12 protein-coding genes are annotated in these 11894 nt (G+C 65.9%); all 12 read right to left on the bottom strand.

Annotated features, from left to right (window positions below; translation table 11 throughout):
* The coding region (locus NE609_RS15650) for a hypothetical protein (protein WP_256153049.1) at nt 1–813 on the bottom strand (813 nt) is incomplete at its 3' end.
* A 79-nt stretch (nt 814–892) separates the two neighbouring features.
* On the bottom strand, nt 893–2686 hold the full coding sequence (gene aspS, locus NE609_RS15645) for an aspartate--tRNA ligase (protein WP_256153048.1): 1794 nt from the start codon (nt 2684–2686) through the stop codon (nt 893–895).
* Nucleotides 2687–2703: 17 nt separating this feature from the next.
* Nucleotides 2704–4017, bottom strand: coding sequence for a histidine--tRNA ligase (gene hisS, locus NE609_RS15640; protein ID WP_121587539.1), 1314 nt, complete (start codon nt 4015–4017; stop codon nt 2704–2706).
* A 131-nt stretch (nt 4018–4148) separates the two neighbouring features.
* Complete coding sequence (locus tag NE609_RS15635; protein ID WP_256153047.1) at nt 4149–4388, bottom strand: hypothetical protein; 240 nt, start codon at nt 4386–4388, stop codon at nt 4149–4151.
* Between the two features lie 279 nt (nt 4389–4667).
* Entirely contained in the window at nt 4668–5075 is a 408-nt protein-coding gene (gene mgsA, locus NE609_RS15630) for a methylglyoxal synthase (protein WP_101548628.1), read from the bottom strand.
* A 130-nt stretch (nt 5076–5205) separates the two neighbouring features.
* Complete coding sequence (locus NE609_RS15625) at nt 5206–5925, bottom strand: AAA family ATPase (RefSeq protein WP_256153046.1); 720 nt, start codon at nt 5923–5925, stop codon at nt 5206–5208.
* An 18-nt stretch (nt 5926–5943) separates the two neighbouring features.
* Nucleotides 5944–8043 (bottom strand): penicillin-binding transpeptidase domain-containing protein, encoded by a 2100-nt coding sequence (locus NE609_RS15620; RefSeq protein WP_121587536.1) that lies wholly within the window; start codon nt 8041–8043, stop codon nt 5944–5946.
* A gap of 24 nt (nt 8044–8067) precedes the next feature.
* A complete protein-coding gene (locus tag NE609_RS15615; protein WP_121587535.1) occupies nt 8068–8589 on the bottom strand; it encodes a hypothetical protein in 522 nt (173 codons plus the stop codon).
* Entirely contained in the window at nt 8586–9443 is an 858-nt protein-coding gene (gene mreC, locus NE609_RS15610) for a rod shape-determining protein MreC (RefSeq protein WP_101548619.1), read from the bottom strand. Before mreC ends, NE609_RS15615 begins: the two co-directional genes overlap by 4 nt.
* A gap of 24 nt (nt 9444–9467) precedes the next feature.
* Entirely contained in the window at nt 9468–10484 is a 1017-nt protein-coding gene (locus NE609_RS15605; protein ID WP_256153045.1) for a rod shape-determining protein, read from the bottom strand.
* Between the two features lie 123 nt (nt 10485–10607).
* Complete coding sequence (locus NE609_RS15600) at nt 10608–11261, bottom strand: nucleoside triphosphate pyrophosphatase (protein WP_370867178.1); 654 nt, start codon at nt 11259–11261, stop codon at nt 10608–10610.
* Nucleotides 11188–11529, bottom strand: coding sequence for a DUF4321 domain-containing protein (locus NE609_RS15595; RefSeq protein ID WP_256153044.1), 342 nt, complete (start codon nt 11527–11529; stop codon nt 11188–11190). The genes NE609_RS15600 and NE609_RS15595 overlap by 74 nt, the downstream gene beginning before the upstream one ends.
* Between the last annotated feature and the right edge of the window lie 365 nt (nt 11530–11894).

The raw sequence follows: 11894 nt of genomic DNA, 5'->3' as shown, positions 1-11894 counted from the left end.
CCCCCCCCCCCCGGGACCCCCCGCCCGCGCGCCCCCCGGCGCGCGGAAGATCAGGTTGGCCAGAACGACTGTCAGCGCCGCGACGGCCAGATTTTGCGGCAGCAGGTTCCGGCGCAGGGGACCGCCGCGCAGCGAAAGAGCATTGAGCAGGCTTCCGCCCCCGCCCGCAAGCAGATCGAGCTGCTGAAGCGTCGAAAAGGCCTCCGCCAGACTCAGCAGACCGAGGGCCCCCACCAGCACCGCCAGAAAAACCCACAGCGCGCATTTGGTTCCCCTTCCAAGGCTCCCCCAGCCGGGGCCGTCCGGATAGAACCACCGCACCCGGTCGAGCACAAGCCGCGTGATCAGCAGGGGAAGCGCCACGCCGGCGGCGCTGTGGAACACCGACACGGCGGCGAACACCGGAGCGCCCCACGCCGCATCGGAAAAAAGCAGCGCGGCGACGGGGGCGGTCAGGGCCGACAGCGGCCCCAGGCAGAGCGGGTTCAGCGCGGCCAGCAGCAGGAAGGCCGCGAACGTCCGCGCGCGCCCCGCCGGACGGCGCAGCAGCCGGGTGATCACCAGCGCGAGGGCGAGCGCGTGCAAAAGTCCGAACGGCCGCAGGAAACGGGCGAACTCCTGCAGGCGGGCATAGACGCCCGCCTGATCCATCCATGCGGACAGGGAGCCGATCCCGAACGTCCCGGGCGGGTAGATCAGCCGGGTTAGCAGCGAACGAACGCCCGCCGCCGCGAGCAGAAGGCAGGCGGGCAGCACAAACCGCCGCGCCCAGCCGGGCAGGGTCTCCCATCTTTCCGCCGATTGCAGCCGCATGGCGCCCCCTCCATTTCACTTTTTTTATTATACCATACGCAACGAAAAAAGGGGACGGATTTCTCCGTCCCCCGCGGTTTTATTCCGCCTCTTCGCGCGCGGTCACCGCGATCGACAGCTCCCGCAGGCTCTTCTCGTCCACCTCGGCGGGGCACTGGGTCATCAGCTCGCTCGCGTTCTGCACCTTCGGGAAGGCCATCACGTCGCGGATGGAGGATTTCCCGAGCATCAGCATTACCAGCCGGTCAAGGCCGTAGGCCATGCCGCCGTGGGGCGGCGCGCCGTATTTGAAGGCGTCGATCAGGTAGCCGAATTTGGCGCGGGCGCTCTCCTCCGAGAAGCCGAGCGCCTCGAACATCCGCTCCTGCAATTCGGGGGTGTTGATTCGGATCGAGCCGCCGCCCACCTCGCAGCCGTTGAGCACCATGTCGTAGGCGCGCGCGTGGCAGGCGCCCGGGTCGCTCTCGAGCTTGTCGAGGTCCTCGAACGCCGGATGGGTGAACGGGTGGTGCTTGGCCACATAGCGGCCCTCCTCCTCGCTGTACTCGAAGAGCGGGAAGTCGGTCACCCACAGGAAGTTGAATTTCCCCTCGGGGATGAGGCCGAGGCGGTTTGCCAGCTCGACGCGCAGCGCGCCGAGGCTGTCGAACACCGTCTGGTTATTGCCGTCCGCCACGATGAGCAGCACGTCCCCCTTCTCCGCGCCGAGCCGGCCGCGGATCGCCTCTTTTTCGGCGTCGGTGAGGAACTTCTCATAGGAGGAGGTCTCCGCGTCGGCGGTCAGGCGGGTGTAAGCGAGGCCCTTGGCGCGGTAGGCCTTCACAAAGTCGACGAGCTTGTCGATCTCCTTGCGGGAGAGGTGGTCGGCCGCGCCCTTGACGTTGAGGGCGCGCACGCTGCCGCCCGCCTCTAGCGCGCCTTTGAACACCTTGAATTCGCAGCCGCCGAGCAGGTCGGAGAGGTCGCAGAGCTCCATGCCGAAGCGGGTGTCCGGCTTGTCCGAGCCGAACCGTTCCATCGCCTCGTCGTAGGGCATGCGCAGGAAGGGGGTGGGGATCTCGACGCCGAGCACCTCCTTGAAGACGTGTGCCATGAACCCCTCGTTGACCGTCATGACGTCCTCCTCGTCGACGAAGGACATCTCCAGGTCGATCTGGGTAAACTCGGGCTGACGGTCGGCGCGCAGGTCCTCGTCGCGGAAGCAGCGCGCGATCTGCATGTAGCGGTCGTAGCCCGACAGCATGAGCAGCTGCTTATACTGCTGGGGGGACTGGGGCAGCGCGTAGAAGCACCCCGGATGCACCCGGCTGGGAACGAGGTAGTCGCGCGCGCCCTCGGGGGTGGACTTGATGAGGGAGGGCGTCTCGATCTCGAGGAAGCCGTTTCTGTCGTAGTAGTCGTGCGCCGCCTTGACGATCTTATGGCGCATCAGAATGGCGTGCTGCATCTCGCTGCGGCGCAGGTCGAGGTAGCGGTACTTGAGCCGCAGCTCCTCCTTGACGTTGGTCTTGTCGGTGATCTCAAAGGGCGGGGTCTGCGCCTTCGCGAGGATGCGCAGGTCGCTGACATAGAGCTCGACCTCGCCGGTGGGCAGGTCGGGGTTGACCGACTCGCGGCGGCGGACCTCGCCCTTCGCCATCAGCACGAATTCCGACCGCACCGTCTGCGCCTTGGCGCGCAGCTCGGCGTCGGTCCGGTCGTCGAAGGCGAGCTGCACGATTCCCGTGCGGTCCCGCAGATCGATGAAGACGAGCATCCCCTTGTCGCGCGCGCGCTGCACCCAGCCGCAGGCGACCGCTTCCTTCCCGATGTCCTCCGCGGTAAATTCTCCGCAGTATTTGGTGCGTTTCAGTCCCTGCATGGTATCCATCATTGATCCCTCGTTCCTCATTATTCCGGCATGCCGTCCGGCGCGGCGTCGATCACCGCGTCGAGCATGTTGTGGTAGACGTATTTGAGAAAGCCCTCCGCGCTGAGCGGCACCTCGGCCGCCTCGCCGGTGTCCATTCGCTTGACGCGGGCCCTGCCCTCCGCAAGCTCGTTGTCCCCGATGATGCAGCTGTATTTCGCACCGAGCTTGTCCGCGTACTTCATCTGCGCCTTGACGCTGCGCCCCACGGAATCGCACTCGGCCCAGAACCCCTCGGCGCGCAGGCCGGCGGCGAGCTCCACCGCCTTGAGGGAGGCCGCCTCCCCCATGCTGCCGATGTAGATCGTGCAGCTCCGCTCGGGCGGGAACTCGCAGCCCTGCTGCTCCATGACGAGCAGCAGCCGCTCGAGCCCCATCGCAAAGCCGACCGACGGGGTGGGCGCGCCGCCCAGCAGCTCGATCAGCCCGTCGTACCGCCCGCCTCCGCAGACGGTGCCCTGCGCGCCGATGCCGGTCGCCACGAACTCGAAGACGGTGCGGGTGTAGTAGTCGAGCCCGCGCACGATCGTCGGGTTGACGGTATATGCGACGCCCATCGCGTCGAGGTCCTTTTTGAGGCCCTCGAAGTGGGCGCGGCAGTCGCCGCAGATATAGTCGAGCACCTTGGGCGCGTCCTTCGCGATCGCCGAGCAGACGGGGCTCTTGCAGTCGAGGATGCGCATCGGGTTGCGCTCGAGCCGGTCGCGGCAGGTCTCGCACAGCTCCCCGAGGTGGGAGGCGAAGTAGGCTTTGAGCGCCTCGTGGTATCTGGCGCGGCACTCCGGGCAGCCGATCGAGTTCAGTTCCAGCCGCAGGCCGGTGACGCCGAGCGCGTCGAAGACCGCCTTGGCCACGCCGATTACCTGCGCGTCCGCCACATGGGAGGCCGCGCCCGCCATCTCGACGCCGAACTGGTGGAACTCCCGCAGGCGGCCCGCCTGCGGCTTCTCGTACCGGAAGCAGTTCACCAGGTAGCAGAGCTTGAGCGGCAGCGCGCCGCCGAGCATCCCGTTTTGCAGGATCGCCCGCATGACCCCCGCGGTCCCCTCGGGGCGCAGGGTGATCGAGCGGCCCGCCTTGTCGTTGAAGGTGTACATCTCCTTCTGCACCACGTCGGTGGTGTCCCCCACCGAGCGGCTGAACAGCTCGGTGTGCTCGAAGGTGGGGATGCGGATCTCCCCGAAGCCCCACAGCGCCGCGACGTCCCGCGCCGTCTCCTCGAGATACTGCCACTTGCCGCTCGCGGGCGGCAGCACGTCCTGTGTGCCGCGCGGCGCGTTCGTCAGATATGCCATTGCGTTTCCTCCTCAGATAGACGTCCTTTTATCAGATCATTGCCCGTGTCCGGGCGGCTGAATCCGTCAAAACCTCCGTAACATCATAATACGCCCCGGCGCGGCCTGTCAAGCAAAATCCGCGCCCCGCGTCACCCGCGGCGGCGTTTCCGCTCCTCCAGGAAGGCCGCCAGGCAGGAGACCGCGAAGGCGACGAGCCCCGCCGCCAGAAAATAGAGCGCGCAGTGCAGCGCCAGCGGCGGCCAGGTGTCGTTGTAACGCTCCGGCATCGCCAGCCGGGGGATCAGCGCGCCGCCGAGCATGATGCCCGCGCCCACGCCGGGTCCCTGCCTGAGCGCCCGCCGCAGCGCCTGTTCTCGTTTTTCCTTCATCGCGATACCTCCGTCCGTAAAAAATCAAAGACCCCGTCCCGGCTGCACGGCGATGCCGTACAAAGGGACGAGGTCATACCGCGCGGTGCCACCCTTGTTGGGCGCGAAAGCGCCCCGCTCAAGCCCCTTTAACGCAGGGGAATACGCGCCTTGCGGCGGGCTCCTCGGGCGTCTTCGCCGCAGATTTCCGACGTGGGCGCCTCTCACCGGCCGCGCCCTCTCTGTCCGTCCATCCGCGGTTACTCCTCCCGCATCAGCGCCTGTAACGGTATGGCGGTTCTACCGCTTGGGGGGATTGACGATATTGCGCCAGTCGAGGTCGCCGCGCTCGAGCGCGTGGATGAGCGCCTCGGCGGTGGCGATGTTGGTCGCAACGGGAATATTGTGCACGTCGCACAAACGCAGAAGCCCCGCCTCGTCGGGCTCGCTGGGCTTCGCGCGGATCGGGTCGCGGAAAAAGAGCAGCAGGTCGATCTCGTTGCAGGCGATGCGCGCCGCGATCTGCTGGTCGCCGCCCTGCGAACCGCCCAGAAAGCGGAAGACCTCCAGCCCGGTCGCCTCGGCGACGAGCTTTCCGGTCGTGCCGGTCGCGCAGATATTGTGGCGGCTGAAGACGCCGCAGTAGGCGATACAGAACTGGACCATCAGTTCCTTTTTGGAGTCGTGTGCGATCAAGGCGATGTTCATTGGCGTTCCTCCAAGCCCCTCGTCAGTTTCGTTCTCTCTTCTCTGTAAACGGGCCGCCCTTCTTTCTGTCTGTTTGGCCGGGCGAAATCCAATTTCTGACAGTCTAAACCATCAAGATACATTATACCACCTATTGGACCAGTAAATCAATATAGTTCCCTAAAATCCTTTGTGCAAAATTATCAAATATTATTTTGGATACATTCGACAAATTGATGTTTTGACCGATAGCCACCGGGGTGACAAGCCCCTCATCGAACGGAAGCACCGCGATGAGCTGCGCGCAGACCTGGTCGATCAGCCAGTCGAGGTCGGGGATGGGCCGCAGCTTCACAAAGTCGCGCGTGAGCAGGTTGACGCACAAACGGATATCCTCGACGCCCGCCGCGTCGAGCGAATCGGACACCATCCGCCCCGCGCGCGCGGACACCGCGTCCGCCGCCGAGACGATCACCGCCCGGTCGGCGCAGGCCGCGAAGGCCGTCAGCCGCACCCGGTCGCCGCCGTCCACCTCGATCAGGATGAAGTCGAAATGCTCCTCCAGCGCCGCCCGCAGCTCCCGGCAGGCCGCGCCGTCGATGATCGGCTGCAGATCGAGCGGCGCGCAGAGCAGCCGGACGCCGCAGGCGTCCACCATCGCCTCCCCAAGCTCGCACCGCCGCTCGAGCGCGTCGGCGAGGTCGAAGACCACCCGGTCCTGCGCGCCGAGCAGCACGTCGAGGGAACGGTGGGAGCCCTCGATCAGCAGCACCTTTTTCCCGCATGCGGCCAGCGCCGCCCCCAGGTAGGCGCACACGGTCGATTTGCCCGCGCCGCCGCGCCCCGAGGTCACCAGGATCACCTGTGCCATGCCGATTCCTCCCTTTTGTCAGGGGAGCAGCTCCCCGTAGTTGGTCGAGGACCCGCCGGTCCGCGAAAAGAAGTACGCGTCGAAGACGTCGCGCGCCACCGGCGCGATCTGATAGCCCTCCCAGCCCTTTTCAACGACCACCGCGACCGCGATCTCGGGGTCCTCGGCGGGCGCGTAGGCGATGAACACCGAGTTGTAGAGCCCGTCGCCCCGTTCGGGGGTGCCCGTCTTGGAGGCGACGGTGATCGGGTAGTTCGCGAAGGTCGCCCAGGCCGTGCCCGTCCGGGAGGCCGCGACCATGCCCTCGCGCACCGTCTGGAACGCCTCGGGCGCGTCGACCTCGTCCACGACCTTGGGCTCGTGCTCATAGACCGTCTCGTCGAAGGTGTAGGACTTGACCGATTTGAGCACCGTCACCTCCATGCGCTTGCCGTTGTTGCCGAGGGTGGCGGTGTAGTTGGCGAGCTGGAGCGGCGAAAGCAGCGTCGACTGCTGGCCGATGCCCGCCTGGATCACGTCGCCCGGACGCCACTGGGGGTCGTCCGCGTAGGCGGGGGAGGCGGCCTTGACCTCCGGCGAGGCCACCTGCCCGATGTTCTCGGGCAGCTCGATGCCGGTCGGCACCCCCAGCCCGAGCCGCGCGGCGTACTCGTCGAGCGTGTCGATGCCCATGTAGTAGGCCGCCTCGTAGAAGAAGATGTTGCAGGAGCCGCGGATCGCGTTCACCACGTCGACGTTGCCGTGGGCGGATTCGCAGTGGGGGGTGTATTCCGGCGCGAACCGGTTGTAGACGTAGGTGCAGTTGTAGAGGGTGCGCGGGGTGATCGTCCCCGACGCGAGCGCGCCGAGCGCAACCGCCGGCTTGAAGGAGGAGCCGGGGGTGTAGGCCGCGTCGAGCGCGCGGTTGAAGAGGGGCTGGTTCTCCCCCGCCGCGATCTGGTCGTAATCCCGCTGGTAGGCGGACAGGTCGTAGGAGGGGTAGGTCGCCAGCGCGAGGGCCTCCCCCGTCTTGCACTGGATCACGGCGACCGCGCCCGCGCTCGCCTCCTTGCCCTTGCGCTCCTCCTTGGTGTCCTGAAGGCGCCGGATGTTGCTCGCGAGCGAGTCCTGCGCGACCTTCTGGAGCTGGGAGTCGAGGGTGAGCACGACGGTGTTGCCCGGCACCTGCTCCTTCTCCTCCACCACGTCGATCACGTCGCCCGACGAGTTCATCGTGATCCGCCGGGTCCCGTCGATCCCCTTGAGCTGCGACTCAAAGGCGAGCTCCGCGCCCGACTTGCCGATCACGTCGTCCATCTTGTAGGTGCGTTCGCCGATCTGGGCGGACACCGAGCCGTCGGGGTTCTGCACCTTGCCGGCCGCGTCCCACTGCTCCTTGTAGAGCGGGCCGGTCTGGCCGATGACGTGGGGGGCCACCGTGCCGCTCACATACTGGCGGATGGTGCTCTCCACCACATCCACCCCCGGCAGCTCAAAGCTGCGCTCCTTGATCTTGGGGACCGTTTCAATCTTGATGTCGGTCGCGAAGGTGTAGGGCACCGACATCGAGAACCCGCGCCGGTCCATCTCGTAGCGCACCCCCGCGATCTTGCGGAACTCCTCGTCGGCGTAGGGGACGGGGTCGTCCTTGTCCCCGTGCTCGAAGAGGCCGTATTTCTCCTTAAGGCGGTAGACCACGTCGTCCGCCGTCGCGTACTGGGCCACGCCCAGCGCGTTTTTGAGCCGGGCGATCTCCGTCTCGTAGGCCTCCCCCGGCTTGAAGCGGAAGGGTGCCTCCGCCGTGAGCGGCAGGTTGTCGATCCAGTCCTCGTCCGCCGACTCCATGATGCGGATCAGCCGCAGGAGCACCTCGTTGGTGGTCCCCTTCTCCAGGAAGGCCATGTTGATCACCACGTCGCGGCCGATCGTGTTGACGGCGAGCGGCCGCCCGTTGCGGTCGAGGATCTCCCCGCGCGCCGCCTTGATCACCTGCTCGGTCGTGCGGACCCGCTCCATCTGGGCGGCGAGCGACTCCCCCTCGACCACCTGGAGCTGCATGAGGCGCAGCGAATAGAGCAGCAGCACCACAATCAGCACCACCGTCATGATGATCATCCGGTTTTTAGCGGTTGTTTTCATCCGATTCTCCCTTGGGACGCGGGGTCAGGCCTCCATACGCCCTTCAAACCAGGCGTGGACCGCGGTGTACAGGTAATAGACCAGCGGCGACACGGCCACGGTATAGATGACGCCGGGCAGGACGTCGTAGACGAACACCATCCACACGTGGTCGTAACCCCACATGACGTAGTTGAGCAGAAAGTCCAGCAGCCCGCGCGCGAGCATCACGGCGGAGAGCAGCAGGACGAAGTTGATGACGCCGGGACGCAGCAGGTAGATGACCAGCAGCCCCACGGCCGTGCAGGCGGCCAGCAGGATCATCGCGTTGAAGCCGGCGAGCGCGAAGCCGCCCAAATCGCAGAGGACCCCCGCGAGCACGCCGTAGAACGCCCCGGTGAACTCCCCCTCGTGCATGGCGATGCAAACGGCCGCAGGAATGACAAAGTTCGGCTTTACGCCGAACACCGTCAGAAAGCCGGGGGTGGTCTGCAGGATGTAGAGCAGCACCATCACCACGATATAAGTCGCAAATTTGGCCGTGCGGAACCACTTTTTATTGTTCATTCCGCGCCTCCCTGCCCCTCGAACGACTTGATGACCATCACGTCGGTCAGGCGGCGGACGTCGGCGAACGGCTCGATCTCCGCGAAGAGGGAGATGTCGCCCGGCGCGTTGTCGATGCGGGTGATCTTGCCGATCAGCAGCCCCTGCGGGTAGAGGCTGTCCCCGATGCCGGAGGTCACGACGATGTCCCCCGGCGCGGCCCCGCTCTCGCGGGGCAGGTAGTTGAGGCGGCACTTCCCGTCCGCCGCGAGGTCGACCGAGCCGGTGACGATGCCGATGTCGCGGGTGCGCACGTCGCGCGCGCCCACGTCGATCCACACGTCGAGGATGGTGACCACCTTGGAGTAGTTGACCCCCACCTCGCGCACCACGCCGACCAGCCCGTCGGCGGTGACCACCGGATCGAGCGGCTCGATGCCGCTGAGGGAACCGCGGTCGATCGTAAAGGAGTAGAAGCGGTCGTCCGGGTCGCGCGCGACCACCGACGCCAGCTCGACCTCAAAGTCGGGGTGCTCCTCCCGGAACTCGACGTCGAGGTACTTGCGCAGCTCCTCGTTTTCGTGCTTATACTCCTCGTAGTTGACCGCCTGGCGGCGCAGCTCGTCGATCTCGGCGCGCAGCGCCTCGTTTTCGGCGGCGATCTCGTCGGCGCGGACATACCGCCGGAAATAGCCGCTCACCGCGCCGGAAATGCTGGAGGAGAGCTTCTGCAAGGGCGTGACGACAACCCCGGCCGCCTGCGAGATGGCCGGGGAGAATCCGCCCGTCCATGCCGCCTGCAGCATGAACGCCAGCAGCAGCACCAGCACGACGAGCAATATCTTGAACCGCTTGCTTTTGAAGAAGTCTCCCAATGCAGATTCCTTTCCCTGCCGCGCTTAGTAGGATTTCGCGTCGTCCGCGAGCAGGTCGCGCAGCCTGTCGATGTCGTCGAGCACGCGCCCGGTGCCCATCGCCACGCAGTCGAGCGGGCTCTCCGCGATATGGACCGGCATGCCCGTCTCCTTTTCGATCAGCTGGTCGAGCCCGCGCAGCAGCGCGCCGCCGCCCGTCAGGGTGATGCCGTGGTCGATGATGTCGGCCGACAGCTCGGGCGGGGTCTTCTCCAGCGTGGTGCGGATCGCGTCGAGCACCATCGACAGGGGGTCGGCCAGCGCCTCGCGGATCTCCTCCGAGGTGATCTGGATGTTCTTGGGCAGGCCGTCCATCAGGTCGCGGCCCTTGATGTCCATCGTGGCCTCCTCCTCGAGCGGGAAGGCCGAGCCGATGTTGATCTTGATGTCCTCGGCGGTGCGCTCGCCGATGAGGAGGTTGTATTTGCGCTTGATGTACTGGATGATCGAGTTGTCCAGCTCGTCGCCGCCGACGCGGACCGAACGGGATGCGACGATGCCGCCCAGCGAGATCACCGCGACCTCGCTGGTACCGCCGCCGATGTCGACGACCATGCTGCCGGTCGCCTCGGCGACGGGCAGACCCGCGCCGATGGCCGCGGCCATCGGCTCCTCGATGATCGAGACGTGCTTGGCGCCCGCCTTGAAGGCCGCCTCGCGCACCGCGCGGCGCTCAACCTCGGTGACGCCGGACGGGATGCAGATGATGATGCGGGGACGCGCGAGCACCGAGTTGTTGCACACCTTGCGGATGAAGATCTGGAGCATGGACGCGGTGATGTCGAAATCGGCGATGACCCCGTCCTTGAGCGGGCGCACCGCGATGATGCTGCCGGGGGTGCGTCCGATGACCTCTTTGGCATCCTGCCCGACATAGCGGACGGTGTCGTTGCGGGTGTCGACCGCCACAACCGACGGTTCGCGCATGATGATGCCCTTGCCCTTCATAAAGATGAGGGTGTTGGCGGTGCCCAGGTCAATGCCGATGTCCTTTGAAAACATATGGATACGTCCCCCTTGTATTGTTACGGAAAACCCGCACGATGGATCGAAATGTGTCGTAAAAGCGCGTTTTAACAGGTTCTATTATACCTTGCGGGGCCGGGTTGCACAACAGCTAGTTTGTTAATAATTCGGTAATTTTGCGCCGAATGATTTGTAAAACCTGCCAATCCTTGTATAGATCCCATGAAGCGGCAGGCCCATCACGGTGAAGTAATCCCCCGAGATCCGTTCGATGAACCGCGCGCCGTAGCCCTGAATGCCGTAGGAGCCCGCCTTGTCGAAGGGTTCCCCCGTCGAAAGGTACCACGCGATCTCCCCGTCGGTCAGCGGCGCAAAGGTCACGCCGGTGCACTCGTGGAAGCACTCCTCCCGCCCGCCGCCGAGCAGCGCGACCCCCGTATAGACCTGGTGCGTCCGCCCCGACAGCCGCCGGAGCATCCCCGCCGCGTCCGCCGCGTCCCGCGGCTTGCCGAGGATGAGCCCGTCGATCGCCACGACGGTGTCCGCGCCGATCACGAGCGCGCCGGGCGCCTCCGGCGCCACCGCGCGCGCCTTGCGCAGCGCGAGTGTCCGGACCGCCTCGTCGGGCGCGATGCCCTCAGGGAGCGTCTCGTCCGCCTCGGACACCCGCACCGTAAAGCGCGGGAAGAGGAACCCCAGCAGCTCCTGACGCCGCGGGGACTGGGAGGCGAGGACGATTTCAGCGCCCGGATTCTCCGGTAAGCCCTTCCCCGCCGTGTTTTCCATGCCGATCATGTCTTTGCCGTCCGTCATCAAGATGCATCCTTTTCACCATGTATTTGTAGCCGAAGAGCGCGCCGATAAAGCAGAGGATGTGCGCGACCGTCACACCGATCTCAAACCCGAAGGCGATCTTGATCACCGACAGGTCGAGCACCATCGGGTTTTCGACCGGCAGCCCGATGCTCCTGCCGAACGCCAGCCAGGACAAAAAGGGGATCTGCTCGGTCGCCGCCGCGATCAGCGCGCCGACCACCAGCGCCGCCACCAGCCAGAACGCGCCAAGAATTGTCTTTTTCATGCTGTCACTTCCTTGATTCGCCGCTCTGAGAGCGGCGCAGCTTTCGCGGGAGCTGCCGCCCGCGGGCGGCTGGGACTCTTCCCTGGGTTTTCCTCCCGAGGGTCGGAGGGCTTTTTCGCGCCGCGAAGAGGCGCACCTTGTAAGAGATTCTGCCGCAGGCAGTTCCTCTATGGGAATCCGAAGGGGCGTAAGTCCCTTTGAACACGCGTCGCCGCGCACGGCGCTCCGGCGAAGCCGGGCAGCGCGTTTTAGCCGGGTCCCCCGCCCCGGCGGTGGTTTTGGATTTGCCGCGCTGCGCCCGGCGGGGCTTTAGATGCGCTCCTCGCCTGCGGCGAGCGCCGCAGAGCGGCGACGCGCATTCAAAG

It is taken from the genome of Anaerotruncus sp. DFI.9.16 (assembly GCF_024461615.1).
Taxonomy (GTDB): Bacteria; Bacillota; Clostridia; order Oscillospirales; family Ruminococcaceae; genus Anaerotruncus; species Anaerotruncus massiliensis.
The sequence above is the reverse complement of the archived record's forward strand: the minus strand, read 5'-3'. Positions and strand labels throughout refer to the sequence as shown.

Bases quoted from the DNA above. Each gene is read 5' to 3' on its own strand.
- aspS (WP_256153048.1), bottom strand. From the start codon at position 2,686: ATGATGGATACCATGCAGGGACTGAAACGCACCAAATACTGCGGAGAA.
- NE609_RS15600 (WP_370867178.1), bottom strand. From the start codon at position 11,261: ATGACGGACGGCAAAGACATGATCGGCATGGAAAACACGGCGGGGAAG.
- hisS (WP_121587539.1), bottom strand. From the start codon at position 4,017: ATGGCATATCTGACGAACGCGCCGCGCGGCACACAGGACGTGCTGCCG.
- NE609_RS15595 (WP_256153044.1), bottom strand. From the start codon at position 11,529: ATGAAAAAGACAATTCTTGGCGCGTTCTGGCTGGTGGCGGCGCTGGTG.
- NE609_RS15635 (WP_256153047.1), bottom strand. From the start codon at position 4,388: ATGAAGGAAAAACGAGAACAGGCGCTGCGGCGGGCGCTCAGGCAGGGA.
- NE609_RS15620 (WP_121587536.1), bottom strand. From the start codon at position 8,043: ATGAAAACAACCGCTAAAAACCGGATGATCATCATGACGGTGGTGCTG.
- NE609_RS15625 (WP_256153046.1), bottom strand. From the start codon at position 5,925: ATGGCACAGGTGATCCTGGTGACCTCGGGGCGCGGCGGCGCGGGCAAA.
- NE609_RS15605 (WP_256153045.1), bottom strand. From the start codon at position 10,484: ATGTTTTCAAAGGACATCGGCATTGACCTGGGCACCGCCAACACCCTC.
- NE609_RS15615 (WP_121587535.1), bottom strand. From the start codon at position 8,589: ATGAACAATAAAAAGTGGTTCCGCACGGCCAAATTTGCGACTTATATC.
- mgsA (WP_101548628.1), bottom strand. From the start codon at position 5,075: ATGAACATCGCCTTGATCGCACACGACTCCAAAAAGGAACTGATGGTC.